The 26,551-nt window shown below is 60.8% G+C and carries 25 protein-coding genes; 14 read left to right on the top strand and 11 right to left on the bottom strand.

Annotation, left to right across the window (positions count from 1 at the left end; all coding sequences use genetic code 11):
- The first annotated feature begins 1 nt into the window (after nt 1).
- The 9 genes from PSH97_RS14390 (at nt 2) to PSH97_RS14430 (ending at nt 9,614) form a co-directional block, all read left to right on the top strand.
- The gene (locus tag PSH97_RS14390; protein WP_007900205.1) at nt 2-766 is read left to right on the top strand and encodes an amino acid ABC transporter ATP-binding protein; all 765 of its coding nucleotides are present in this window, start codon (nt 2-4) and stop codon (nt 764-766) included.
- Between the two features lie 53 nt (nt 767-819).
- On the top strand, nt 820-1,644 hold the full coding sequence (locus PSH97_RS14395; protein WP_305445409.1) for an ABC transporter substrate-binding protein: 825 nt from the start codon (nt 820-822) through the stop codon (nt 1,642-1,644).
- 188 nt (nt 1,645-1,832) lie between these two features.
- On the top strand, nt 1,833-2,681 hold the full coding sequence (locus tag PSH97_RS14400) for a polysaccharide deacetylase family protein (protein ID WP_305445410.1): 849 nt from the start codon (nt 1,833-1,835) through the stop codon (nt 2,679-2,681).
- Nucleotides 2,674-3,561 (top strand): polysaccharide deacetylase family protein, encoded by an 888-nt coding sequence (locus PSH97_RS14405; protein WP_305445412.1) that lies wholly within the window; start codon nt 2,674-2,676, stop codon nt 3,559-3,561. Before PSH97_RS14400 ends, PSH97_RS14405 begins: the two co-directional genes overlap by 8 nt.
- A complete protein-coding gene (locus PSH97_RS14410; protein ID WP_305445414.1) occupies nt 3,558-4,964 on the top strand; it encodes an MmgE/PrpD family protein in 1,407 nt (468 codons plus the stop codon). Before PSH97_RS14405 ends, PSH97_RS14410 begins: the two co-directional genes overlap by 4 nt.
- A 150-nt stretch (nt 4,965-5,114) precedes the next feature.
- Nucleotides 5,115-6,293 (top strand): MFS transporter, encoded by a 1,179-nt coding sequence (locus PSH97_RS14415; protein WP_305445415.1) that lies wholly within the window; start codon nt 5,115-5,117, stop codon nt 6,291-6,293.
- A gap of 158 nt (nt 6,294-6,451) precedes the next feature.
- Nucleotides 6,452-7,147: an HPP family protein gene (locus PSH97_RS14420; protein ID WP_305445417.1), complete on the top strand. Its 696-nt coding sequence runs from the start codon at nt 6,452-6,454 to the stop codon at nt 7,145-7,147.
- A gap of 205 nt (nt 7,148-7,352) precedes the next feature.
- Entirely contained in the window at nt 7,353-8,459 is a 1,107-nt protein-coding gene (locus PSH97_RS14425) for an enoyl-CoA hydratase/isomerase family protein (protein WP_305445418.1), read from the top strand.
- 3 nt (nt 8,460-8,462) lie between these two features.
- Nucleotides 8,463-9,614, top strand: a complete 1,152-nt coding sequence (locus PSH97_RS14430) for an acyl-CoA dehydrogenase family protein (protein ID WP_305445420.1) — start codon at nt 8,463-8,465, stop codon at nt 9,612-9,614.
- Between the two features lie 120 nt (nt 9,615-9,734).
- Here the strand turns inward: PSH97_RS14430 and PSH97_RS14435 are convergent, their stop codons facing one another.
- The 7 genes from PSH97_RS14435 to pssA all read right to left on the bottom strand — a co-directional run bounded on the left by PSH97_RS14435 (nt 9,735) and on the right by pssA (nt 18,142).
- Nucleotides 9,735-10,508, bottom strand: coding sequence for an enoyl-CoA hydratase (locus PSH97_RS14435; protein WP_218394809.1), 774 nt, complete (start codon nt 10,506-10,508; stop codon nt 9,735-9,737).
- A 30-nt stretch (nt 10,509-10,538) separates the two neighbouring features.
- A complete protein-coding gene (locus PSH97_RS14440) occupies nt 10,539-11,666 on the bottom strand; it encodes an acyl-CoA dehydrogenase (RefSeq protein ID WP_223484244.1) in 1,128 nt (375 codons plus the stop codon).
- Between the two features lie 60 nt (nt 11,667-11,726).
- Nucleotides 11,727-12,920 carry an acetyl-CoA C-acyltransferase gene (locus PSH97_RS14445; protein WP_305445423.1) on the bottom strand — a complete coding sequence of 398 codons (1,194 nt, stop codon included), beginning with the start codon at nt 12,918-12,920 and terminating at the stop codon, nt 11,727-11,729.
- A gap of 12 nt (nt 12,921-12,932) precedes the next feature.
- A complete protein-coding gene (locus tag PSH97_RS14450; protein WP_305449801.1) occupies nt 12,933-13,694 on the bottom strand; it encodes an SDR family NAD(P)-dependent oxidoreductase in 762 nt (253 codons plus the stop codon).
- Between the two features lie 16 nt (nt 13,695-13,710).
- On the bottom strand, nt 13,711-15,375 hold the full coding sequence (locus PSH97_RS14455; RefSeq protein ID WP_305445425.1) for an AMP-binding protein: 1,665 nt from the start codon (nt 15,373-15,375) through the stop codon (nt 13,711-13,713).
- Between the two features lie 273 nt (nt 15,376-15,648).
- Nucleotides 15,649-16,662, bottom strand: coding sequence for an AraC family transcriptional regulator (locus tag PSH97_RS14460; RefSeq protein WP_305445427.1), 1,014 nt, complete (start codon nt 16,660-16,662; stop codon nt 15,649-15,651).
- A 136-nt stretch (nt 16,663-16,798) separates the two neighbouring features.
- Nucleotides 16,799-18,142: a CDP-diacylglycerol--serine O-phosphatidyltransferase gene (gene pssA / locus PSH97_RS14465; RefSeq protein ID WP_305445428.1), complete on the bottom strand. Its 1,344-nt coding sequence runs from the start codon at nt 18,140-18,142 to the stop codon at nt 16,799-16,801.
- 236 nt (nt 18,143-18,378) lie between these two features.
- Here pssA and PSH97_RS14470 point away from each other — a divergent pair, with 236 nt between their 5' ends.
- The 3 genes from PSH97_RS14470 (at nt 18,379) to PSH97_RS14480 (ending at nt 20,454) form a co-directional block, all read left to right on the top strand.
- Complete coding sequence (locus tag PSH97_RS14470) at nt 18,379-18,942, top strand: TetR/AcrR family transcriptional regulator (protein ID WP_305445430.1); 564 nt, start codon at nt 18,379-18,381, stop codon at nt 18,940-18,942.
- A gap of 56 nt (nt 18,943-18,998) precedes the next feature.
- Complete coding sequence (locus PSH97_RS14475) at nt 18,999-19,475, top strand: nuclear transport factor 2 family protein (protein ID WP_305445432.1); 477 nt, start codon at nt 18,999-19,001, stop codon at nt 19,473-19,475.
- A gap of 199 nt (nt 19,476-19,674) precedes the next feature.
- A complete protein-coding gene (locus PSH97_RS14480) occupies nt 19,675-20,454 on the top strand; it encodes a TSUP family transporter (RefSeq protein WP_305445434.1) in 780 nt (259 codons plus the stop codon).
- On the opposite strand, the gene nudC is transcribed toward PSH97_RS14480, so the two are convergent.
- On the bottom strand, nt 20,422-21,252 hold the full coding sequence (gene nudC / locus PSH97_RS14485; protein WP_305445437.1) for an NAD(+) diphosphatase: 831 nt from the start codon (nt 21,250-21,252) through the stop codon (nt 20,422-20,424). The two genes, PSH97_RS14480 and nudC, sit on opposite strands and share 33 nt — an antisense overlap.
- 6 nt (nt 21,253-21,258) lie before the next feature.
- Complete coding sequence (locus PSH97_RS14490; protein WP_305445439.1) at nt 21,259-22,071, bottom strand: crotonase/enoyl-CoA hydratase family protein; 813 nt, start codon at nt 22,069-22,071, stop codon at nt 21,259-21,261.
- Nucleotides 22,072-22,325: 254 nt separating this feature from the next.
- On the opposite strand from PSH97_RS14490, the gene pncA reads away from it, so the two are divergent.
- Nucleotides 22,326-22,955 carry a bifunctional nicotinamidase/pyrazinamidase gene (gene pncA / locus PSH97_RS14495; RefSeq protein WP_305445441.1) on the top strand — a complete coding sequence of 210 codons (630 nt, stop codon included), beginning with the start codon at nt 22,326-22,328 and terminating at the stop codon, nt 22,953-22,955.
- 205 nt (nt 22,956-23,160) lie between these two features.
- On the opposite strand, the gene PSH97_RS14500 is transcribed toward pncA, so the two are convergent.
- Both PSH97_RS14500 and PSH97_RS14505 read right to left on the bottom strand, forming a co-directional pair.
- The gene (locus tag PSH97_RS14500; RefSeq protein WP_305445443.1) at nt 23,161-24,462 is read right to left on the bottom strand and encodes an ATP-binding protein; all 1,302 of its coding nucleotides are present in this window, start codon (nt 24,460-24,462) and stop codon (nt 23,161-23,163) included.
- Between the two features lie 4 nt (nt 24,463-24,466).
- Nucleotides 24,467-25,168: a response regulator transcription factor gene (locus PSH97_RS14505; protein WP_305445445.1), complete on the bottom strand. Its 702-nt coding sequence runs from the start codon at nt 25,166-25,168 to the stop codon at nt 24,467-24,469.
- Nucleotides 25,169-25,391: 223 nt separating this feature from the next.
- On the opposite strand from PSH97_RS14505, the gene PSH97_RS14510 reads away from it, so the two are divergent.
- A complete protein-coding gene (locus PSH97_RS14510) occupies nt 25,392-26,549 on the top strand; it encodes an efflux RND transporter periplasmic adaptor subunit (RefSeq protein WP_305445446.1) in 1,158 nt (385 codons plus the stop codon).
- The last annotated feature ends 2 nt before the right edge of the window (nt 26,550-26,551 follow it).

Here is a 26,551-nt window from a genome sequence, read left to right on the forward strand (position 1 = left end):
CATGAGAAGCATCGTCAAGGCCGTGAGCCTGAACAAGTATTACGACCATTTCCACGCGCTCAAGGACATCAACATCGAGGTCGAGCAAGGCGAAGTGCTGTGCATCATCGGCCCGTCCGGCTCCGGCAAAAGTACCCTGCTGCGCTGCGTCAATCAGCTGGAAAAAATCGACAAGGGCGGCCTGTGGGTCGACGGCGAACTGGTGGGTTACCGGATCGTCGGCAACAAACTGCACGAACTCAACGAGTCGCAGATCGCCCGTCAGCGCCTGGCCACCGGCATGGTGTTCCAGCGCTTCAACCTGTTCCCGCACATGACTGTGCTGCAAAACATCATCGAAGGGCCATGCCAGGTGCTCAAGCGTTCGCCCAAGGAAGCGCACGAAGAAGCCTTGGAATTGCTCGCTCGCGTCGGCCTGGCCGACAAGCGCAACAGCTACCCGATCGAACTGTCGGGCGGTCAGCAACAACGGGTGGCGATTGCCCGCGCGTTGGCCATGCGACCCAAGCTGATGCTGTTCGATGAACCCACTTCGGCACTCGACCCGGAACTGGTCGGTGAGGTGCTGTCGGTGATGCGCGATCTGGCGCAGACCGGCATGACCATGATCGTCGTCACCCATGAACTGGGCTTCGCTCGCGAGGTTTCCAACCGCATGGTGTTCATGGACGAAGGACAGATCGTGGAGGCTGGAAGCCCCGAAGAAATACTAATAAGTCCACAAAATCCACGCACCCAAAGCTTCATTTCTGCCGTTCGAACCTAGGCCCTGGCTCGAAAACCAAGAGCGGACCTCACAACACTCATAAGAGAACGACCATGAAGAACTTCGTTATTCCAGCAGTACTCGCAGGCGTTATGGCTTCCAGTTTCACTTGGGCTGCCGAGTTACCGGCCAGCATCAAGGACAAAGGCGAGGTCGTTGTGGCAATCATGCCGAACTACCCGCCGATGGATTTCAAGGACCCGGCCACCAACACCCTCACCGGTCTCGACGTTGACCTGGGCAACGCCCTGGCCGAGCGGCTGGGCGTGAAGATCAAATGGCAGGAAACCGGCTTCGAGCAAATGATCAATGCGCTGACCACCGACCGCGTGGACATGGTGATGTCGGGCATGACCGACACCGCCGAGCGCCAGGCCAGTGTGACCTTCGTCGACTACTTCACCAGCGGTCCGCAGTTCTACACCTTGCAGAAAAACAAGGACACCAACGAGATCATCGACCTGTGTGGCAAGAAAGTCGGTACCAGCCGACGTACGACCTTTCCGGCGGAAATCGCCGAGTGGAGCAAGGCCAACTGTGAAGCTGCCGGCAAGCCTGCGATCAACGTGATCGGCACCGAAGGCTCGGCCGACGCCCGCGCGCAATTGCGCCAAAGCCGTATCGACGCAGCCATGCAAGGCAGCGAAACCCTGCCGTACCTCAAGACCCAGGAAAAGGACATGTACAAAACCGTGGGCCTGCCGATTTCCAAGCAGTTCACCGGGTTGGGCGTGAGCAAGAAAAAGCCTGAGCTTAGCGAAGCGGTGAAAGTGGCGATGCAGAGCATGGTCGATGACGGCAGCTACCAGGCGATCTTGAAGAAGTGGGACCTGGAACTGGGCGCGATCAAGACGGTAACCATTAACGCCGGCAAGTAACACGATTCGTAGCAGCTGCCGAGCCTGCGAGGCTGCGTTCGAGGACGAAGTCCTCGCAAATCCTGCGTTCACGGTGTGTCAGGCACACCCGGGCGCCTGATTTTACGACTGCTTCGCAGCCGAACGCAGCCTCGCAGGCTCGGCAGCTGCTACGGGTGTTTCAATTATAAATTCCGGAGCGCCACACGATGTCCTCCTCACCACAACCCACCTGGCCCAATCAGCACGCAGCCTGCCTCGCCCTGGCCTTCGACCTCGATGGTCCCACCGGCGATGCCATGCTCAACGGCTCGATCTGGCGCAAGCCCGAGTACTTTGGTTTCGGTGGTTACGGCCCCTATCGGGCGTTGCCGCGGATTCTCGACGTGCTGGATGAGTACCAGATCCCGACGACATTTTTCGTCCCGGCCTGGGTCGTGGAGAACTGGCCGAAACAGTGCCAGGCGATTGTCGAGCGCGGACATGAAGTGGCGTACCACGGCTACAAACACGAATCCTTTTACGCCCTGACGCTGGATCAGCAAAAGGCCGTAATGAACAAATCCCGTGAGGTGTTCTGGAAACACCTGAACATCCGCGCCGAAGGCTTCCGCACCCCGTCCGGTGACTGGCGGGCCGAAACGCCGGCCATGCTGGTGGAAGCCGGCGTGACTTATTCCAGCAGCATGCGCGGTGATGACCGGCCGTACCTGGTCAGCGTGCCGGGCTTCGATACGCCGCTGGTGGAAATCCCCGGTCGTTGGGAAATGGACGACTACGCCTCCCTCGCCTACACCCGCGCGCCGGACTTTCCCTCGGGACTGGACCGCACCGCCAGCTACGCGCTGACCCTCGACAACTGGTGCCGCGAATTCGACGGCGCCATGGATGAAGGGCTGTGCCTGACCACCCTGTTCCACCCCAAGATCACCGGCAAACCGGGGCGCATCCTGCTCCTGGAAAAACTCTTCGAACACATGCGCCAGCGCGATGACGTCTGGTTCGCCACCTGCCGCGACGTCGCCCATTGGTGGCTGAAGGAGCATCACCATGGCTGATTCCACTGTCTGGCCCAACGGCTACCGCTGCGCCGTGGTGCTGACCGTCGATTACAACGACGTTCACGGCATCCTCACCCAGGCCCCGGAAGTCGCCGGGCGCGACAAGACTTTATCGGTGTGGCGCTACGGCACCCAACGCGGTGTCGAGCGTTTGCTCGGTTTGTTCGAAGAACTGGGGGTTTCCAGCAGTTGGTGCATCCCCGGCATCGTCGCCGAGGAAAACCCGCAGCACGTCCGGGCGATCCAGGCCGGCGGGCATGAGATTGCCTGTGCCGGGTATCGCCATCAAAACTACGACAACCTGACGCTAGCCGAGCAAAGTGCCGAGGTCGCAAAAGGTTGCGCGGCCTTGAGCGCGCTGACCGGTCAGCGTCCGACAGGCTTTCGCATCCCCGCCGGCAATGGTGCGCCAGGTTTCATCGAGGCGTTGCGCGATCATGGCATCCGCTGGGACTCGTCATGGCGCGGCGATGATTTGCCCTTCGCTCACCCAACGGCGCCCGAAGTGATTGAGCTGCCATTGCACTACGAACTGGAAGACGAACCCTACTTCGCCTTCAACCTCAGCCCGGCGGTGCCACCGGCGCAATCGCGCATCGCCTCTTACAGCCACACCCTGGGCAACCTGCAAATGGACTTCGCCGGGTTTTACCGGTTCGGGCTGTGTTACGTGCTGCGGCTGCACCCGGAGATCATCGCCACGCCTGGGCGGATCGGCGTGTTGCGCGAATTGCTGCAAGGCATTCAACAGCACGACGATGTATGGATCGCAACTGGTGCCGAAGTCGCTCATTGGTGGGCCGAGTCGGCAGCGCCCGTGACCGAGGATCACCCGGCGGCGGTGTACGAACGTCATTATCGGGATTACGGGGTATGAAAGATCAAGAGATCGCAGCCTTCGGTAGCGCCTACGATGGAGTCATGCGAATGGAGCGGTTGGCGCAGTTTTGTGTGGAGACTCGCTTCGAAGATTTACCACCCGCATTGGTGGCGCAAGCCAGGCGACACATCCTCGATACCTTCGGCGTAACCCTGGCCGGGGCTGGCAGTGATGTGGCCAGACAGGCGCGTCAGGTTTTCGAGGGTGAAGCCGGCAGCACGTTGGTCTGGGGCACCGATCAGCGAGTCGGCGCAGCGCAGGCCGCCATGCTCAACGGCATCGCCGCGCATGCCCTGGAGCTGGACGACACCGGCGGCTGCGACCACTCCGGCGCGGTGGTGCTGCCGGCGGTGATGGCTGCTGTGTCGATGTCTGAGCTATCGATTTCTGAAACACCGATAAATGGCCGCGAGTTGATCACCGCTGTAGTGATCGGCTACGAAATCGGCCGTCGGGTACTCGAAGCCTGCGGCAGTTATTCGGCGCACAACGGCGCCGGTTGGCACTCCACGGCGACGTGCGGGGTGTTTGGTGCGGCAGCGGCCAGTGCGCGGATTCTGCGGCTGGATACACAGCAAACCCTGGCGGCGCTGGGCATCGCCGGCAGCTTCAGCGGCGGGCTCTGGGCCTTCATCCATGACGGCTCGCAAAGCAAAAAACTCCACAGCGGTCGGGCCGCCGAAGGTGGATTGTTGGCGGCGCGGTTTGCTCAACAAGGGATCACCGGGCCGACAAAGCTGTTCGATGATGTCTGGGGCGGTTTTCTCAAGACCCTCGCGGCGGATACCGCCGTGCCCGAGGCGTTGGATGCCGAACTGGGCCGGGTATGGAAACTCGCCCGCTGCTCGATCAAGCCCTACGCGGCGTGCCGAGGGACGCATTCGGCGATCGATGCATTGGGCCTGTTGCTGGATCAGTTACAGGTCAGCGCGGATCAGGTCGAAAGCGTTCAGGTTTCGTTGTGCGGATTCCTTCAGGACATGTGTGGCGGCCAGGACATCAATAGCCTGCCAGCGGCGCAAATGAGCCTGCGCTATGCCCTCGCCGCCCGTCTGGTCCACGGGCATTGCAGGCTGGAAGCCTACGACGATGAACAGCGCCACCACCCGCGGATTGCTTACTGGATGTCGCGCATTTGCCTTCAAGTGGACCCGCTACTGTCGGAAGATGGCGAGCCTGTCGTCAGCCTGCAGACCGTGGACGGTAGGCAAGCGAGCCTGTGTGTTGAAGTGCCGTTGGGTGCGCCGGGGAACCCACTGAGTGATGGGGCGCTGGAGGAGAAGTTTTTCAGCCTGGCTGGGCGGGTGATGCCGCGGCGGCAGACGGAAGAGTTGCTTGCGCAGTTGTGGCGGCTGGAAGAATTGGAGTCGGTTCGGGTGCTTGAGCGGTGGCTGGCTTGAGTATGGCGTTGTCTGATCCGGCCTCTTCGCGGGCAAGCCCGCTCCCACAGGGATCACCTAAATCCTGTGGGAGCGGGCTTGCCCGCGATTGGCAGCAACTCGGTCTGGTGTCGAACACTACAGAATCTGAATAAGGACATTTGCCCCACCGTGGCTACTTACTCCCTCGTTATTCGCCGCTTGATGATCGTTTCGCTGACCATCGTCGTCAGCCGCGCCATTACCAGCCCATTGCTCACCCTGTTTCTGAGCAACAAACTCGGCCTCAACCAACAGGACGTCGGCCTGTTGCTGGGCATCGCGGTGTTCATCGCCACCCTGCTCGCCCTTTACGGCGGTTACATCATCGACCGCCTCGAAAAGCGTCGGCTGCTGATCCTGGCCATGCTCTCCAGTGCCATCGGTTTCGTGCTGCTGACCTTCGCCGAAAACCTCTACCTGACCACCGCCACCCTGGTGATCACCGAAACCGCCTCGGCGCTGTTCCTGATCGGGTCCAAGGCGATCCTCAGCGAAAACCTGCCCGTGGGCCAGCGCGCCAAGGCCTTTTCGCTGCGCTACACGCTGACCAATATCGGCTACGCCACCGGCCCCATGCTCGGCGTGGTGATTGCCGGCGTGTATCCGATTGCGCCGTTCCTGATCGCCGGCGGCATCGCATTCTTCAGTATTTTCCTGATGAGCGGGATTCCCAAAGACCCGGCCCAGACACCCGCCATCGGCCAGCCCCAGAGTTTCCTCAGAACCCTGATCACCCTGAAGAACGACCGCACGCTGATCATGTTCACCTGCGGCTGCCTGCTCAGCACCGTGGTGCACGGGCGCTTTACCCTGTACCTGTCGCAATACCTGCTGGTCACCCAAGACACCAAACGAGCCCTGGAAACCATGGCCGCCCTGCTCGCCTGCAATGCCATCAGCGTGATCCTGCTGCAATACCAGATCGGCCGGTTCCTCAAGCGCGAACAACTGCGTTACTGGATTGCCGGTGGCACCGGCCTGTTCATCCTCGGGTTGATCGGTTTCAGTCTGGCTGACAGCCTGGTGAGTTGGTGCGTGGCGATGTTCATTTTCACCCTCGGCGAAATGATCATTTACCCGGCCGAATTCCTCTTCGTCGACACCCTGGCCCCGGAAGAACTGCGCGGCAGCTACTACGGCGCGCAGAACCTCGCAGCCCTCGGCGGTGCGCTGAGCCCGGTGATCTGTGGCTATCTGCTGTTGCACACGCCCGCGCCCACCATGTTCTATGCCCTGAGTGCGTTGACGGCAATGGGCGGTTCTCTCTGTTTCATGAGCGGTCGGCGGGTGGCGATACTGCAAAAATAATGCACTGAAACTGCATTAATATGAATTTGTCAGCATCAGGATTGATCGGCACACTGTGCGCCGTTCCTCCCCCAATAGTTGGAACTCTTTCAAGGGCTTTCTGGGTATCCCAGCTAAGCCTTTTTTTTGCCTCGATTTTTATACGGACTGTTTGCCTCATGTTTGCTCGCTGGTTACCTGCCGCCATCAATACCCGTCCTTCAGAATGGAGCCGCGCCGCTATCGGCATGGCCTTGGGGACGATGTTCAGCGTCTGGCTCTGCGGCAAGGTGTTCGGCATCGACGTGGCGCTGCATCTGATCGGCCCGCTGGGCGCCTCGGCGGTGCTGTTGTTCGCCGTGTCCTCGGGCGCGCTTGCCCAGCCGTGGTCGATTCTTGGCGGTTACCTCTGCGCGGGAGTGGTCTCACTGCTGGTCGCTCACGTACTCGGACGCACCCTCGGCAGCGCGTGCCTTGCGGCGGGCATGGCACTGATTCTGATGTGCTGGTTGCGTTGCCTGCACCCACCGGCCGGTGCCTTGGCGTTGCTTATGGTGGTGGCAGACCCGGCGACCATCGCCCTGGAGTGGAAAGCCCTCGGCCCGGTGATGCTCAGTGCCTCGACGATGCTGCTCAGCGCACTGGCGTACAACAACCTGACGCGCATTCGTTACCCAAAACGTCCCGCTGAACCGGCGCCGATGATGCCCGCCCCTGACAGCCAGGCGATCACTGCCGCGGATCTGAAACTGGCCCTCGCCGACATGGAGGCCTTCTACGACATCACCCCCGAAGACCTCGAACAACTGATCCATGCCAGTGAATTGCATGCCAGGCGCCGTAGCATCGGGGATGTATTTTCCAGCAAGGGTTGAAGATCTAAAGATCGCTGGCTGCGGCAGCTCCTTTGTACCTTGGGGCGCAGCCAAAGGTTGCGATCTTTTGATATTGCCCTAAGGTAAAAATGCAAACAGCACCTGCACGTATCCCGCTTGTACATCACAAATTTGCACTGATACGATCCAGCATCGCTCGCGCGCGAGCTTCTCTATAAAGAACAATAAAAGCAGGGAGTTAGTGATGACTGCTCAGGTTTCATCCCCGACAACACAGCCCATGGATGCCACGCAAAACGAAGTGTTGGCCGAGGTTCGCAATCACATTGGTCACCTGACCCTCAATCGCCCCGCCGGCCTCAACGCCATTACCCTGGACATGGTCCGCAGCCTGCAACAGCAGCTCGATGCCTGGGCACAGGATCCGCAGGTGCACGCAGTGGTATTGCGCGGCGCTGGTGAGAAAGCGTTCTGTGCCGGCGGCGATATCCGCTCGCTGTACGACAGTTTCAAAAGCGGCGACACCCTGCACGAAGACTTCTTCGTCGAGGAGTACGCCCTTGACCTCGCCATCCATCACTATCGCAAACCGGTCCTGGCCTTGATGGACGGCTTTGTGCTGGGCGGTGGCATGGGGCTGGTGCAAGGCGCCGATTTGCGGGTGGTCACCGAACGCAGCCGTCTGGCGATGCCGGAAGTGGCTATCGGTTATTTCCCAGACGTTGGTGGCAGCCACTTCCTGCCGCGCACTCCCGGTGAGCTGGGCATTTATCTCGGCGTCACTGGTGTGCAGATTCGCGCCGCCGATGCACTCTATTGCGGCCTGGCCGACTGGTATCTGGACAGCGCCAACCTGAGCACGCTGGACGAGCAACTCGATCACCTCCAATGGCACGACACGCCGCTCAAGGACCTGCAAGGCGTGCTGGCGAAACTCGCCGTGCAGCAACTGCCGGTAGCGCCCCTGGCAGCGTTGCGGCCGGCCATCGATCACTTCTTCGCCCTGCCCGATGTGCCGAGTATGGTGGAACAACTGCGTGAAGTGACCGTCGCCGACAGCCACGAGTGGGCGACGGCCACCGCCGACCTGCTGGAAAGCCGTTCACCGCTGGCCATGGGCGTGACCCTGGAAATGCTGCGACGCGGTCGGCACCTGAGCCTGGAACAGTGCTTCGCCCTCGAACTGCACCTGGATCGCCAGTGGTTCGAACGCGGCGACCTGATCGAAGGCGTGCGCGCCTTGTTGATCGACAAAGACAAGAACCCGCGCTGGAATCCGCCAACTCTGCAGGCGCTGGACGCCGAGCACGTGGCGAGTTTTTTCACCGGGTTCGACCAGAGCGGGAGCTGAGCCATGCACGATATCGAATTGAGCGAAGAACAAGTGATGATCCGCGACATGGCCCGGGATTTTGCCCGCGGCGAAATCGCGCCCCACGCACAAGCCTGGGAAAAGGCCGGCTGGATCGATGACGGTCTGGTGGCGAAGATGGGTGAACTGGGTCTGCTGGGCATGGTGGTGCCCGAGGAATGGGGCGGCACTTATGTCGACTACGTGGCCTACGCCTTGGCGGTGGAAGAGATTTCCGCCGGTGACGGCGCCACCGGTGCGCTGATGAGCATCCACAATTCCGTGGGCTGCGGGCCGGTGCTCAACTACGGCACCGAAGAACAGAAACAGCAATGGTTGCCGGACCTCGCCAGCGGCCAGGCCATCGGCTGCTTTTGCCTCACCGAACCCCAGGCCGGTTCCGAAGCCCACAACCTGCGCACCCGCGCCGAACTGCGCGACGGCCAGTGGGTAATCAATGGCGCCAAGCAATTCGTCAGCAACGGCAAACGGGCAAAACTGGCGATCGTTTTCGCGGTGACCGATCCGGAGCTGGGCAAGCGCGGCATCTCGGCGTTCCTGGTGCCGACCGAAACCGCGGGGTTCATCGTCGACCGCAGTGAACACAAGATGGGCATCCGCGCTTCCGATACCTGCGCGGTCACCCTGAATAATTGCACGGTGCCTGAAGCCAATCTGCTGGGCGAACGCGGCAAAGGCCTGGCCATCGCCCTCTCCAACCTCGAAGGCGGACGCATCGGCATCGCCGCGCAAGCCCTGGGCATCGCCCGTGCGGCGTTCGAAGCGGCGCTGGCCTATGCGCGGGATCGGGTACAGTTCGACAAGCCGATCATCGAGCACCAGAGCATCGCCAATATGCTGGCCGACATGCACACCCGACTGAACGCCGCGCGTTTGCTGATCCTGCACGCCGCAAGGTTGCGCAGTGCTGGCAAGCCGTGTCTGTCGGAGGCTTCACAGGCCAAGCTGTTTGCTTCGGAGATCGCGGAAAAGGTCTGCTCGTCGGCGATCCAGATTCATGGCGGGTATGGGTATCTGGAGGATTACCCGGTGGAGCGTTACTACCGGGATGCGCGGATCACGCAGATTTATGAAGGGTCGAGTGAGATACAGCGGATGGTGATTGCCCGGGAGTTGAAGCATTACCTGGTCTAAATGATCGTTCCCACGCTCCGCGTGGGAATGCATCCTGTGACGCTCTGCGTCACGTTTGCGAAGGGACGCGGAGCGTCCCGGGCGGCATTCCCACGCAGAGCGTGGGAATGATCGGTGCGGTTACTTACCCTGGAACTCGGCCTCACGCTTGGCAATAAACGCCGCCATCCCTTCCTTCTGATCCTGCGTGGCAAACGCCGCATGGAACACCCGACGCTCAAAGCGCACGCCTTCCGACAGGCTGACTTCAAAGGCGCGATTGACGCTTTCCTTGACCATCATCGCAATCGGCAGCGACTTCTTGGCAATCAGCGCCGCGACTTTCAGCGCTTCTTCCAATAGCTCATCCGCTGGCACGATGCGCGCAACAATGCCGCAACGCTCCGCTTCCACCGCATCGATCAAACGCCCGCTCAGGCACATTTCCATGGCCTTGGCCTTGCCCACCGCGCGGGTAAGGCGCTGGGTGCCGCCCATGCCCGGCAGCACGCCGAGGTTGATTTCCGGTTGGCCGAATTTTGCGTTGTCGCCGGCCAGAATGAAGTCGCACATCAGTGCCAGTTCACAACCACCGCCCAAGGCGAAACCGTTGACTGCGGCAATGATAGGCTTGCGGCGGTTGGCCACGCGATCGCTGTCGCTGAACAGGTCGTCGAGGTAGATCTGCGGGTAAGTCAGCTCGGCCATTTCCTTGATGTCGGCACCGGCGGCGAAGGCTTTTTTCGAGCCGGTCAACACGATGCAACCGATGTTCGAATCGGCTTCCAGGCCATCAAGGGCGTGGTTCAGTTCGCTGACGATCTGTGCATTCAACGCGTTCAGCGCTTGCGGACGATTCAAGGTGATCAGGCCGACGCGGCCGTGGGTTTCCAGCAAAATCGTTTCGTAGTTCAGCTCTTTATTGCTCACAGAGGGGACTCCTTCTCAAAGATTGCGCGAAATGACCATGCGCTGAATGTCGCTGGTGCCTTCGTAGATCTGGCACACCCGCACGTCGCGGTAGATCCGCTCCAGCGGGAAGTCGTTCAGGTAACCGTAACCGCCGAGGGTTTGCAACGCCGAGGAGCAGACCTTCTCGGCCATTTCCGACGCGAACAGCTTGGCCATGGACGCTTCCACCAGCGCCGGTTTGCCGCTGTCGCGCAAGGCCGCCGCGTAATGCACCATCTGCCGGGCGACGGCGATCTGGGTTGCCATGTCCGCCAGCCGGAAGGCTACCGCCTGGTGTTCGATGATCGGCTTGCCGAAGCTCTCGCGTTCACGAGCATAGTCGCGGGCCGCTTCGAACGCGGCGCGGGCCATGCCCACCGATTGCGAGGCGATGCCGACACGGCCGCCTTCGAGGTTGGCCAGGGCGATCTTGTAGCCTTCGCCCTCCTCGCCCAGTCGATTGGCCACCGGGACTTTCACATCCTCGAAGAGGATCTGGCAGGTGTCAGAGGCGTGCTGACCGAGTTTGTCTTCGACCCGCGCGACTTTATAGCCCGGCGAATCGGTCGGCACGATTAGCGCCGTGATCCCCCGCTTGCCGGCACTCGGGTCGGTCACCGCAAACACGATCACCACTCCGGCGTTTTGCCCGGAGGTGATGAACTGCTTGCAGCCGTTGAGCACGTAGTGATCGCCATCCAACCGGGCACGTGTTTTCAAGCTGCTGGCATCGGAGCCGGCTTGTGGTTCGGTCAGAGCAAACGCACCGAGCATCGTGCCGCTGGCAAGTGGCTTGAGGAAGCGTTCTTTCTGGTCGTCATTGCCGAACTTGAGGATCGGCACGCAACCCACCGAGTTGTGCACGCTCATGATGGTCGAGCAGGCGCCGTCGCCCGCAGCGATTTCTTCCAGCGCCATGGCGTAGGCCAGGTAGCCGGTGTCGCAACCGCCCCACTGCTCCGGCACGAGCATGCCGAAGAAACCCAGGTCGGCCATCTCGCCAATGGCTTCCTTGGGGAAGCGATGTTCGCGGTCCCATTCGGCGGCGAACGGTTTCAGCCGTTCCTGGGCAAACTGCCGGGCCGCGTCGCTGATCTGAAGTTGTTCGTCATTGGGAATCATGCCAAGTCCTTAAATCCAAGTTGAAACGCAAGCCCGATCCCACAGGGATTAGTGTCAGCCTCAGTACAGGCATTCCACAGCCATGGCCGTGGCTTCGCCGCCGCCGATGCAGATCGCTGCAACACCGCGTTTCAGGCCTTTCTGGCGCAAGGCCGAGAGCAAGGTCACGAGGATCCGTGCGCCGGACGCACCGATCGGGTGACCCAAGGCGCAGGCGCCGCCGTGAACGTTGATCTTCTCGTGGGGGATTTCCAGTTTGGTCATGGTCACCAGACTGACCACCGCAAAGGCTTCGTTGACTTCAAACAACTCAACTTCGTCCAGGGACCAGCCAGTTTTCTTCATCAGCTTCTTGATTGCGCCCACCGGTGCCACCGGGAACAGCCCCGGCGTGTCGGCAAATGCAGCGTGACCATGAATCACCGCCAACGGTTTCAGGCCTTGTTTCTCTGCTTCGGAGCGGCGCATCAGCACCAGCGCCGCCGCGCCGTCGGAGATTGAGCTGGAGTTCGCCGCCGTCACGGTGCCGCCGTCGCGGAACGCCGGTTTCAGCGAGGCGATCTTGTCCAGTTTGGCTTTCGGCGGTTGTTCGTCGTGGCTGATCAGTACCTGCTCTTTGCCGACGGTCACGGTGAGAGGCACGATCTCGGCGTTGAAACTGCCGTCCTTGATCGCCTGTTGGGCGCGGGTGGTCGAAGCGATGGCAAAGGCGTCCTGAGATTCGCGGGTAAAACCGTTGGTTTCGGCGCAATCCTCGGCAAAGGTGCCCATCAGGCGGCCCTTGTCGTAGGCGTCTTCCAGGCCATCGAGGAACATGTGATCGAGCACCCGGCCATGGCCCATGCGGTAACCGCTGCGGGCGCGGTCCAGCAGGTACGGCGCGTTGGACATGCTTTCCATGCCCCCGGCGACCACCACATCGGCACTGCCGGCGATCAGCATGTCGTGGGCCAGAATCGTGGCTTCCATGCCCGAACCACACATTTTGTTCAGCGTCGTGCATCGGGTCGATTTATCCAGCCCGGCGCCCAGTGCCGCTTGCCGCGCCGGGGCCTGGCCGAGGCCGGCGGAGAGTACGCAGCCGAACAGCACTTCTTCTACAGATTCAGGAGCGACACCGGCGCGTTCGACGGCAGCACGAATCGCCGCGGCGCCCAGCTGTGGCGCGGTCAGGCTTTTCAGTTCGCCCTGGAAACCGCCCATCGGGGTGCGGACGGCGCTGACAATAACAATCGGATCGTTGGACAGTGTCATGACAAATACTCCTTATTTGGCGGCCATGCGCAAGGCACCGTCGAGACGGATCACCTCGCCGTTGAGCATGCTGTTTTCTATGATATGCCTGACCAGCGCGGCGTACTCACTCGGCTTGCCCAGGCGCGGTGGAAACGGCACGCCAGCGGCCAGCGAATCACGTACTTCCGGGGTCATGCCGGCCATCATCGGCGTTTCGAAAATGCCCGGGGCGATGGTCATCACGCGGATGCCGAAGCGCGCCAGTTCACGGGCGGCGGGCAAGGTCAGGCTGGCAATCGCGCCTTTCGACGCCGAATACGCGGCCTGACCGATCTGGCCGTCGAAGGCCGCAACCGAGGCGGTGTTGATGATCACGCCGCGCTCGCCATCTTCGTTGGCTTCGGTTTCGGCAATCGCTGCCGCCGCCAGGCGCAACATGTTGAAACTGCCGATCAGGTTGACGTTGATCACCTGGCTGAAACTGTCCAGTGCATGAGGGCCGTTCTTGCCGAGGATCTTTTCGCCACGGACGATACCGGCGCAATTGACCAGACCATTGAGGCCACCAAACGCTTTGACCGTCGCCTGCACCGCCGCTTCGGCCGCAGCTTCATTGCTGATGTCGGCGACCACGCTTTGCGCGCCCAGACGTGCAGCCTGCGCCGCGACGGCTTCGGCGTTCATGTCCACCAGCATCACTTTGGCGCCAGCGGCCACCAGCATTTCAGCAGTGGCGGCACCGAGGCCGGAGGCACCGCCGGTGACGAGAAAAACCTTGTTTTCGATCTGCATCATTGTTTCCTTGGATTCAAGCTGAAACGTTCTTCGCGGCGGCCTCTTGAGCCTTGGCGATTTCCTGGTTGCGCAAGATAAAGCGCTGCAATTTGCCGCTTGGGGTTTTCGGCAATTCGCTGACAAATTCAATTTCACGGGGGTACGCATGCGCCGCCAGACGCTTGCGCACGTGTTGGCGCAGCTCTTCGGCCAGCGCAGGCTCGGCGCGGTATTGCGGGCTGAGCACAACGAAGGCTTTCACCAGTTCGGTGCGCTCCGGATCGGGTTTGCCGATGACGGCGGCTTCGACCACTGCCGGGTGTTCGATCAGTGCGCTTTCTACATCAAACGGGCCGACGCGGTAGCCGGAGGTGGTGATCACGTCGTCGCTGCGACCGACGAAGCTGATGCTGCCGTCCGGGTTCCACTCCACGGTGTCGCCGCTCAGGTAATAGTTGCCGACGAAGGCCTTGGTCGGCGCGCCTTCGTAACCACCGAACCAGCACATCGGCGACTGGGTGCGGTCAATGGCCAGAATGCCTGGCTGGCCGACGCCCAGTTCTTTGTATTCGTCGTCGAGCACCACGATGCGGTGGCCCGGCGAAGCGAAGCCGGCAGCGCCGACGTGTACCGGATGTTCGAGACCGTGGTGATTGCACAAAACCATGCCCAGTTCGGTCTGGCCGTAATGGTCGTGGATCACCACGCCGAGGTTATCGGCGAACCAGCGGATCACTTCCGGGTTCAGCGGCTCGCCGGCGCTGCTGACAATGCGTAGCTTGCCCTTGATCGAACGGGCAAACTCGTCGCCACCGGCAATCAGCAAACGGTACGCGGTCGGCGAACCGGTGAGGTTGGTGATCCCGTATTTGTTGATCACCCGGCAGGTGCTTTCGAGGGTGAACGGGCCATCGTAAAAGGTGATCGGGTGCCCCATCGCCATCGGCCCGGTGACGCCGAAATAGATGCCATAGGCCCAGCCCGGATCGGCGACGTTCCAGAATGCGTCTTCAGGGCGCAAATCCACCGCGTCGCGGGTGTAACTCTGGAACGCGACGATCGCCTTGAGCGGTACCGATAGCGCTTTCGATGGGCCGGTGGTGCCCGAGGTGAACATCAGCAGGAACGGGTCTTCGCCAGTCAGCAATACCGGTTCACACTCGGAGGAATAATTGGCCAGTTCGGCCCAGAAACTGAAGTCGCCACGCACGATGCCCTGGCCCTTGGGACCGCCAACAGTGACGATGGTCGGGCAGTCGGCCACTTCAGCCAGTTTCGGGCGATTAACCGCATCCGTCACCACCACTTTGGCGCCGGAACTGTTGAGGCGATGTTCAATGGCTTTCGGGCCGAAGGCGGTAAACAGCGGCTGATAGACCGCGCCGATGCGCCAGGTGGCGAACACGGTGATCAGTAATTCGATGTTGCGTGGCAAGAGGCCGGCGACTTTATCGCCCTTCTTCACGCCCTGGGTCAGCAGGAAATTGGCAAACCGCGCGGCTTTGTCCTGCAAGTCGCTGAAGGTGTAGGTCGCGCTGGCGCCGTCGCGGCCTTCCCAGAACAGCGCGATGCGCCCCGGCAAGGCATGCCGGTCGCAACACTCGACGCAGGCATTGAGCGCGCTCAACGACCCTGTGAGCGCGGCATCGACGGTGTGCTGATAATTGAACTGTGACGTGGAAGACAAGTAATCGCGCATTGCCAGAATCCCTCTGTATTTTTATTAGGTTGGGGGAACCGTAATTAACAGGGAAATACTCGCTCTGCGCGGGGAGCGGGACAATGGTCAAAGCTATCAAGTTGTGTGACTGGTTTGGCCAAGGGCCGAAGGATGCGGTGCGCCGGACGCCCCATCGCGGGCAAGCCCGCTCCCACAGGTTTTGCGGCGTGTACGACATTTATGGTCACCGCATATCACTGTGGGAGCGGGCTTGCCCGCGATGGCGCCAGATCAGGCACCACACAATCCAGATCAGTCGGCCTCGTTAAGAATCAAACTCCGATAATGCCCCGGATTTGACCCCGACCACTTGCGAAACGCCTTGTAGAACGAACTCGCATCGGCAAACCCCAAACGGGTGGCGATTTCAGCGAAGCTGATGGCCGGTTCGGCCAGCCAGACGATGGCCAATTCCTTACGCACGCTGTCCTTGAGCCCCTGATACGTCTGGCCCTCTTCGGCCAGGCGTCGACGCAGGGTCGACGCCGACATGCACAGTTGTTGCGCCAGCGCCTCGGTTTCCGGCCAGTGTTCGGCGGGCAGTTGCCGCAAGTCGTGCTTGATCCGACTGGCCAGGCTTTCGGGATCGCGATACTTGACCAGAATGTTCGCCGGCGCATGGGCCAAAAAACGCTTGAGCTCTTCAGGGCTGCGTTTGATCGGCAAATCCAGACAATCGGCCGAGAAAATCATCCGCGTGCGCGGCCGGTCGAACCGCAGGTTCTCGGAGAACATCACCCGATAGTCATCACAAAAATCCGGCGCCGGGCAGCGCAACTCAATGGCCAGGATCGGTATCCGCCGCCCCGCCAGCCAACAGGCCACGCCGTGCACGATCATCCAGTAAGTGAAGTAGGTAAAGGCGCGGCGCGGGTCTTCGTCCTCCAGCAGGACGATTTCCGCCAGGCTTTGCTGGCGAACCAGCTGCGCGGGCATGCGCTCAAGCATTAACGACAAAAAACTCAGCCCCGAGGTCAGCCCGGCGGCCAGGCTCGGCTGAACCATCGAGCAACGACAGAGAAACTCCAGACTGCCGGACTTGAGCTTGCGCGGGTCCATGCCAAAAAACTCATCGTCACCGCGCCGGGCCAGCAAGCGCCACAGCCGCGCATAGGCGGTGGCCGGAACACGGGCGTCGGTGGTTTCCAGCAACGCCGGATCGATGCCGACCTTGTTCAACACCTCTTCGGTGGCAGCGCCCGGGGCGCAACTTTGCAACAGTGCTTCACGCACCAGTTGAATGGAGATGGTGTCTTTTTCCGACATGGACCGGAGTGAGCCTTGTTATTTGAATGGTGGGCATATTAGCGCAGCCACCAGCCCGGCGCAGATCTCTGTGGGAGCGGGCTTGCACCGCGATGACAATCTCACTGGCAACGCACCCACCCCGCCGTACTAATCCCTACAATATCCGATACAACAACCGCTCGATCCGTACCCGACTCACACGCTTGAGAAACTTGGCCACCCCCGCCGGGTAATCCGGCAGTGTTTCCAGCTCCTGATACCGCTCGATGCGGCTGGTGTGCCGGAAAATCTCCACCAACTCATTGCCACGGGGCTCCAGCAATTCACCTTTCGGATCATCGATCAGCAACGCGTTCTCCAGATCAAGACGAAACGCCCGCGGGTTGAGATTGTTGCCGGTCAGCAAGGTGTAGCGCTGATCGATCCACATGCCCTTCAGGTGATAGGTGTTGTCTCCATCCTTCCACAAATGCAGGTTCAGCTTGCCACTGTCGATGCTGCGCTGATGACGCTTGGCGAAGCGTCGCAGGCTGATCTCGTAAAGGTATGGCAGCGCCGCGATCACCTTGAACGGCTCGCTGGGCGGAATGTAGAAGTCGTTGGCGGTTTTGTCGCCGACGATGATGTCGATCTTCACGCCCCGTGCCAGCGCCCGATTGATTTCCCGGGTCACTGCCAGCGGCAGGTTGAAGTACGGCGTGCAGATGGTCAGCTGATGTTGGGCGCTGGCGATCAACTCGCAGATCACCCGACTCAACGGGTTGTTCTTGCCCACACCGAGCAATGGGCTGACGGATAAACCGCCCTTCGCCGTACTGCCCGCCGTGGTGTCGTACGCCGCGTGCTTGAGACGGCTGCGCAAGTCACCGATGTCGTTGCGCAGGCTGCGAGTGGTCGGCAGGTTCGGCAGGTCGAGGCGATGCACCGCTTTGGAGGCGATCAGACCGTGCTGAATCAAGTGCTGCATCGAATCGGCCAGCGCCTGGTTCTGCAGCAGGTGATAGCGGTCGAAGCGGTACTTGTCGAACTTGTGCAGGTAAACGTTGTTCAGGCTCGCGCCGCTGTACAGCACGCAATCGTCGATCACGAAGCCCTTCAAATGCAGCACGCCGAACAGCTCGCGGGTCTGCACCGGCACGCCGTACACCGGCACAACGCTTTCGTGGGTGCGGGTCGTTTCCTGATACCAGGCCGAGTTGCCCGGTTGCTTGCTGGCACCGATCAAACCGCGCTGGGCACGCAGCCAGTCCACGACCACCACCACGTCCAGTTCCGGGCGTGCCCGTTTGGCGGCGTGCAGGGCGTCGAGGATTTCCTGCCCGGCTTCGTCCTCTTGCAGGTACAGCGCGACGATATAGATGCGCTGGGTGGCCTGGGCGATTTGTTCCAGCAGGCAACGACGGAACTCGGCGGCGCCAGAGAGGATGGTGACGGCATCGGCGGTCAGCGGAAAACTGCGCAGTTTAGGCAGCAGAGAGCGTTTGAAAAGCGACGGCATAGGGCTCGCAAAAGGGTCGAATCCGAAGAACCCGAGAGCTTACACCATGGATTGCCTTGGGTCTTCCCACCGCACCGATCGTTCCCATGCTCCGCGTGGGAATGCATCTCGTGACGCTCTGCGTCACATTAACGCTGGACGCGGAGCGTCCATGGCAGCATTCCCACGCAGAGCGTGGGAACGATCACTACAAAAAACCGTTGACTAAGGAGAACGATCATTCTACTGTTGGCCACATGAACGAAATCACTAGCAACGACACACGCGACATCATTCTGGACGTCACCGAAAAGTTGATCTACAAAAGTGGCATTGCTGCCACCGGCATGGATCTTCTGGTGAAAACCGCCGGCGTCTCCAGAAAAAGTATTTACCGTTACTTCGCCAACAAGGAGGAGCTCACCGTCGCGGCCCTGCAACGCCGCGATGTGCGCTGGATGAATTGGTATCGAAGCGAAGTCGGCAAGGCGCAAACCCCGGCCGAACGGCTGCTCAGCCTGTTTACCGTGCTCAAGGCCTGGTTCGCCTCTGAAGGCTTTCGCGGCTGTGCATTCATTAACACCAGTGGTGAAACCGGCGATGCGCAAGACCCGGTCCGCCTGGTTGCCAAAGACCACAAACAGAAGCTGCTCGACTACGTGCGCGAGCTCTGTGCCGAACATGGTGCTCAAGACCCGGAGACGCTGGCCAAACAGCTGCTGATCCTGATCGACGGTGCCATTACCGTAGCGCTTGTGATGGGTGATCACAGTGCCGCCGATAATGCGCAATGCATGGCGCGAAAGTTATTGGACCTGTAACACTTTTAATAAGCCCGACAACTTGCTTGAACGTTAATTTGATAGGGAGACTTTATATGTCTACTGCCGAAGTTCGTCCGCCATTGCCGCCGTTTACCCGTGAATCGGCCATCGAAAAAGTTCGCCTGGCCGAGGACGGCTGGAACTCCCGCGACCCGGAACGGGTGTCCCTGGCCTATACCCTGGACACCCAGTGGCGTAACCGCGCCGAGTTTGCCCATAACCGCGAACAAGCCAAAGCTTTCCTGACCCGCAAATGGGCCAAGGAACTGGACTACCGGCTGATCAAGGAACTCTGGGCCCATGGCGACAACCGCATCGCCGTGCGTTATGCCTACGAATGGCATGACGACTCGGGCAACTGGTTCCGTTCCTACGGTAACGAAAACTGGGAGTTCGACGAGAACGGCTTGATGTTCAACCGCTACGCCTGCATCAACGACATGCCGATCAAGGAAAGCGACCGCAAGTTCCACTGGCCGCTGGGCCGCCGGCCGGATGATCACCCGGGCCTCTCCGACCTGGGCCTGTAACTTCACCCTACTGAGCATTCCCACGCTCCCGCGTGGGAATGCATCTTGTGACGCTCTGCGTCACAGCCGACGCGGAGCGTCCGTGGCGGCATTACCACGCAGAGCGTGGGAACGATCGGCTGTACCAGGATAACTTTATGGGTAAGATACCGGCCTTTCCCGCAGCCCACTTCTGCGCCCTGCCGAATAAGCCCATTCCATGCCTTTCGAACTCAGCGTTGACCTCACTACCCTGGCCGTTCTGGCCGTCGTCGCTTTCATTGCCGGTTTCATCGACGCCATCGCCGGCGGTGGCGGTCTATTGACCACGCCGGCGCTGCTGACTGCCGGCCTGCCGCCACATTTGGTGCTGGGCACTAACAAGCTCAGCTCGACCTTCGGCTCGGCCACTGCCAGTTTCACCTTCTACCGACGCAAGCTGTTCCATCCTCGGCAGTGGATGCACGCCATCGTCGGCACACTGGTGGGCGCACTCACCGGCGCCGTGGTCGCGCATTACTTGCCAGCCGAATGGCTGAACAAGATGCTGCCGGTGATCGTTTTCGCCTGCGGCCTTTATCTGTTGTTCGGCGGCACACCGAAAGCGCCGCTGGACAGCAACGCGCCGATCAAGAAAAAGTGGCAATCGAGCCAAGGCTTCAGCCTCGGCTTCTACGACGGCGTGGCTGGTCCGGGAACGGGTGCGTTCTGGACCGTCAGCAGCCTGCTGATGTACCCCATCGACCTGGTCAAGGCCAGCGGCGTGGCGCGCAGCATGAACTTCGTCAGCAACATCGCGGCGCTGTCGGTGTTCATATTTTCCGGGCAGGTGGACTGGATTATCGGCCTGAGCATGGGCCTGTCGGTGATGGTCGGCGCCTTCTTCGGCGCGCGCACCGCCATCAGCGGCGGTGCGAAATTCATTCGTCCGGTGTTCATCACCGTGGTGCTCGGCTTGACCGTCCGGTTAGCCTGGCAGCACTGGTTCAGCGTGGCCTAAGCGCCGCGCCACATAGACGTCGATCAGGTAACGGGCAATCGAGCGAGACGCCGGCAACGGCGGCAGCTCGTGCACGTTGAACCACTGGGCGTCTTCGATCTCGTCTTCCTGACAGACAATCTCGCCCCCGGCGTACTCGGCGTGAAAACCGAGCATCATCGAATGCGGGAACGGCCAGCATTGACTGCCCATGTACTGGATATTCTTGACCTCGATCTGCACCTCTTCGCGGACCTCGCGAATCAGGCAGTCTTCGGCCGACTCACCCGGCTCGGCAAATCCCGCCAGGGTGCTGTAGACCCCGGTGACAAAACGCGGCGAGCGAGCCAACAGAACCTCGTCGCCACGGGTCACCAGCACGATCATGCTCGGTGAAATGCGCGGATAGTGGCGTATATCACACGGTTCACAGTACATCGCCCGCTCACGCGGCACCTGGCTCATCACCTGCCCGCAATTACCGCAGAAGCGGTGTTCACGGGCCCAGGTCCCGATTTGCGCGGCATAGCCGAGAACTTTGTAAACGGTGTGATCGCCCTCGAGCATGAACGCCCGCAGGCCTTTCCAGTTGCAGCCAGGCACTTCGCTGTGACTGCGCAACTCCAGCAGGTAGACCGGTTCGCCATCCAGATGACCGATGCCGTGCTCGGCGAGAATCGACAGGTCCTGACGCTTGAGCCATTCCCGTGGAAACAGCGCGCCATTGTCATCGAACAAAAAGCCTTCGGGGCTGCGCGCCACGGCCCAGCCGCCGGGTTGATCGGTGTCCAGTACTGCGGTGGTCCAGCGTGAAGTCATGGTTAATCAATCCAGAAATTCGGGTTTCTGTTTGCTCATATGGGCGGCCATGGCCACGCGCAGATCGGTGGATTGCAGCATGGCGGCGTTCCAGGTGGCGACGTATTCGAGGCCGTCGTCGATGCGATGGTCGCGCATGTAGCTGATCATCTCTTTGGTGCCGGTGATAGCAATCGGCGACTTGCTGGCGATCTCGCGGGCAATGCCCATCACGCCTTCAAGCAGGCTGGCAGTATCGCTGTAGACGCGATTGACCAGACCGATGTTGCGCGCTTCGTCGGCACCAAAGGTGCGACCAGTGTAAGCCAGTTCACGCAGCATGCCGTCACCGATTATCCGTGGCAAGCGTTGCAAAGTGCCCACATCGGCGGCCATGCCGATGTCGATTTCCTTGATGGAAAATTGCGCGTCCTCGGCGGCGTAACGCATGTCGCAGGCCGAAATCAGGTCAATGGCACCGCCCAGGCAATAGCCCTGAATCGCCGCCAGCACCGGCTTGCGGCAGTTGTCGACGGCATTGAACGAGGCTTGCAGCGCGAGGATCTTGCGTCGCAGCAGGCGCGCGTTGCGGCCCACGTCCTTGCCCAGTTCGTTGGCCACACCGGCCAGCATCATCAGGTCGATCCCGGAAGAAAAATGCTTGCCGGCGCCACTGAGCACCACCACCCGGACTTCATCGGTATCGTCGATCCATTGGAAAATCTCGATGATCTCACTCCAGAACGCGGCGTTCATCGAATTGATTTTTTCCGGACGATTGATCTGCACATGGGCGATATTATCGGCCAGTTCGACGCTGAAGGCGGTGTATTGAGACATGGCAGTGATCCTTTACCGGGCAGAATATGAGGCCCGAACTATAACAAGGCATCCGTGCCGACAGTAAGGCAGCGGTTCGGCCAAATGCGGGACTGGCTTCAGGTTCTTTAGTGGCTGGACTGGCCCGCGAAGGCCACACCGCCGATCCAGCTGCCTCTCTTACACAAGCGCAGCCATTTCATGAAACCGGCTTAGCGCACCAGCAAAGTTGTCACTATGCTTGTCCCTGACTTTCCAAGGAGGAAACCCTATCTATGCCAATTTCTTCACGTGCTGCCTTGCTGGTTATCGACGTACAGAACGACTTCATTCCCGGCGGTCAATTACCGGTGCCGGAGGGCGATCTGATCGTGCCCTTGATTAACCGCCTCGGCCGCCAGTTCAAACAGGTCATCATTGCCCAGGACTGGCACCCGCCCGGTCATGCCTCGTTTGCTTCCAGCCACCCGGGACGCAAACCTTACGACGTGATTCAACTGCCTTACGGCGAGCAGACGCTCTGGCCTGAGCATTGCGTACGCGCCACACCCGGCGCCGAGTTCCACCCGGAACTGGACCTGCCCCACGTCCACCTGATCATCCGCAAGGGCTGCAATCCGGACATCGACAGTTATTCGGCGTTTCTGGAGGCGGATCGAATCACGACCACAGGCTTGGCCGGGTATCTGAAAGAACGCGGCATCGACACGGTTTATATGGTTGGACTGGCGCTGGATTTTTGCGTGATGTTTTCTGCGCTGGATGCACGGGCCGCGGGATTCAATGCGTTTGTGGTGATGGATGCATGTCGCGCGATTGATCTGGACGGCTCGTTGGCGGCAGCGATTGAACGGATGCAAGTGGCGGGGGTTGGGTTGATTCCATCAACCGAAATACTCGGCTGAGCTGCTGATCGCTCCCATGCTCCCGCGTGGTTTGTAGCAGCTGCCGAGCCTGCGAGGCTGCGTTCGAGGACGAAGTCCTCGCAATCCCGGCGAACACGGTCTTCTGAAAGAACCGGTTGCCTGATTCTGCGACTGCTTCGCAGCCGAACGCAGCCTCGCGAGCTCGGCAGCTGCTACTGTCGGGTTTCACCTTGACCAACCAGATTCAGGCAGGTGTCGGCAACCAAAGTCGGAACCGCGCACCACCCAGCGGCGACGGTTGCGCGGTGAGTGTGCCACCCTGCGCTTCCAGCGCCCGGCGGCTGATTGCCAGGCCCAACCCAAACCCGCCAGTGGCGCGATCCCGGCTACGATCCAGTCGATAAAACGGTTCGAAAATCCGCTCCCGCTCTTCCTCCGGAATGCCGATGCCATCGTCATCCACCCAGATCTCACAGCCCTTGGCGCACACCTGCACCCCGATCTGAATCCGTTTTTCGCAATAGCGCATGGCGTTGCGCAGCAGATTCTGGATTGCGCGGGCGGTCAGTCGCGGGTCCAGCGAGAAGCGTTCGAGCTGGCCGTGAAGCAGCACATCGATGACGATTTCCGGGGATTCCAGTTCTTCGTCGACACTGCCGAGGATGCTGTCGATGAATTCATCCAGCGACACATCGACCTGCTCCGGCAGCCGCGCCGGGTTTTGCAGTCGGCTGTAAGACAGCAGTTCCAGCACCAGCTCATCCAGTTCGCGAATGTGCGCGACCAAGCCTTGCAGACGTTCGCGGCTGGTAGCGGGCAAGTCGTCGGACAGCGCCAGGGCCAGGCCGAAATCCAGCCGCGTCAGTGGCGTGCGCAGTTCGTGGGACACGGCGTTGAGCAGGTCGCGCTGCTGGTTGAGCAGGTTTTCGATGTCGCCAGCCATGGTGTCGAACACGTGGGCCAGGCTGCCGATATTGGAGCTGGAGGAAATCTGCGTGCGCTCGCTCAAGTGGCCCTTGCCGAAGCGTTCGGCGGTGCCTTTTAGGCGTTCCAGGTCGCGCCAGTGCGGACGCAACCACAGCAACAGGCAGGCGAGCATGGTCGCGCCGATCAGTACGTTGATGCTCCAGTACAACCAACTGACGTCCGTCGGGTCGGGCGGCACGATCATTTCCACGACCATTTGTTCGTTCAAAGGCGTCACGGCCAAGGTGCGCCAGCCCCAATCGCCAATGCGCACAACATTCTCGCCGCGCTGCAAGCGTTGACGCTCATCCGGGGTGAACTCGGCGTCGTCGTTGCGGGCCAGTACAATGTTCAGCGGCTGGAATTCCTTGTCCATTTCGTCTGCCAGCGCCGGCCACTGCTCAATCGGCACCGAGCGAAACTGCTTGACGATCAGCGTTTGCAAACCTCGGGAGTAATCGAGGTTGTAGGTGACAAAACGTTCATGAAAGACCTGGATCACCAGGTCCGGCACCAGGTAGATCGCCGCGCTGAACGAGACGATGGTTACCAGATAGAGGCGAAACAGGATTCTGAACATCGACTCAGCATTCCCACTCGGAGCGACTGAACAGGTAGCCCTTGCCCCACACGGTTTTGATCTTGCGCGCCTCGCCGGCGTGGTCGTCGAACTTGCGCCGCAGCTTGGAAATGGCTACGTCCACCGAGCGGTCGGTGCCGTTGAATTCGATACCGCGCAAGCGTTGCAGAATCTGGTCACGGCTCAGTACTTCGCCGGCATGTCGGGCCAGCACCACCAGCAGGTTGTATTCACCGCTGGACAGTTCGACCAGTTGCTCACGCCAGGTCACGGTGCGCTCGGACAGATCAATGCACAGGTTGCCCATCAGAATACGGTCGTTGGCGGTCATTGGTTCGCTGAGACTGCTGCGGCGCAACAGCGTACGTACGCGGGCCAGCAACACACGGGGCTCGCAGGGTTTGGTGACGTAGTCGTCGGCGCCCATTTCCAGGCCCAGCACCTGATCGTGGCTGTCGTCGCGGGCGGTGAGCATCAGGATCGGCAAAGTCGCCGAATCGGCTCGCAGCAAACGGCAGACCTGCAAACCGTCGAGCCCCGGCAGCATCAGATCGAGAATCACCAGGTCCGGTGGACTGACCCGCGCCCGTTCGCGCACATGGTCGCCACGGCTGATCACGCTGACGCAATAGCCGTTGCGTTCCAGGTAGCTGGCAATCAGTTCGGAGAGCGCGGTGTCGTCTTCGACCAGGAGGATGTTGGGCATGGGGTGTTTCCAGAAAGTGCAGTGGCGCCGAATAGATCGTCATCGCGGGCTTGCCCGCGATAGCGGTACATCTGTCGCATTAAATTTCAAGGCGCCAAGGATATACGCCCTCACGCCCGCCTGAGCAAAACCCTTACACAATTTCACACAGCACCTACAAAGCTTCACCGCTACCCTCCTCGCCTCCCCGTAGGATACGGGAGGTCATTATTGGGGTATCTACATGTCAAAGAATCTGCTTGCCACGCTCAGCCTGATCGCACTGGCGTTGACGCTGAGCGCTTGCGACCAGTCCTCGACCGCGGAAGAACAGGCGCCGCTGGCCAGTGTGCGGATCGAAACCATCGAAGCCCGGCCGCTGTCGATCAGTAGCGAGCTGAGCGGGCGGATTGCCGCACCACGTATCGCCGAAGTGCGCGCCCGAGTCGCCGGCGTAGTGTTGCAGCGGGCCTTCCACGAAGGCAGCGACGTGAAAAAAGGCGACGTTCTGTTCCGTATCGACCCGGCACCGTTCAAGGCCGACCTGGACAGCGCCGAAGCCGCATTGCGCAAGGCCGAGGCCAATGCCTTCCAGGCCAGACTGCAAGAGCAGCGTTACGCCCAGTTGATCGAAGGCAACGCCATCAGCGGCCAGGATTACGATAACGCCCGCGCCAATGCCCGGCAGACCGCCGCCGATGTCGCTGCCAACAAAGCCGCCGTGGAGCGGGCGAAACTGAACCTGGGTTACGCCACCGTCACCGCGCCGATTTCCGGGCGCATCGGTCGGGCGCTGGTGACTGAAGGCGCGCTGGTCGGGCAGAACGAAACTACACCGCTGGCATTGATTCAGCAGTTGAACCCGATCCACGCCGACTTGACGCAATCGACCCGTGAACTCAACGACCTGCGCCGCGCGTTCCGTTCCGGCCAGTTAAAGGAAGTGGGCCAAGGTCAGGCCAAAGCCACGTTGATTCAGGACGACGGCAGCCTCTACCCGCTGCCGGGCAAGTTGCTGTTCACCGACATCACCGTCGACCCAGGCACTGGTCAGATCATTCTGCGTAGCGAATTCCCCAACCCGGACCTCGACTTGCTGCCGGGCAGCTTCGTGCGCGTGCGTCTGGAGCAAGCGTTCAATCAGCAAGGTATCAGCGTGCCGCAACGGGCCATCCAGCGTGACAGCGCCGGCGTCGCCCAGGTGCTGCTGCTCGACGCCGAGCAGCGGGTCGGCCAGCAACCGGTCGAACTGGGCCCGGTGCAGAACGATCGCTGGATCGTCACCCACGGCCTCAAACCCGGCGACCGCATCGTCACTGAAGGCCTGCAACACGCGCGCCCCGGTGAAAAAGTCCAGATCGACGACACCCCTCTTCCACTTGCCCAGGTTTCTGGTCAGTAAGC

It is taken from the genome of Pseudomonas cucumis (assembly GCF_030687935.1).
GTDB lineage: Bacteria > Pseudomonadota > Gammaproteobacteria > Pseudomonadales > Pseudomonadaceae > Aquipseudomonas > Aquipseudomonas cucumis.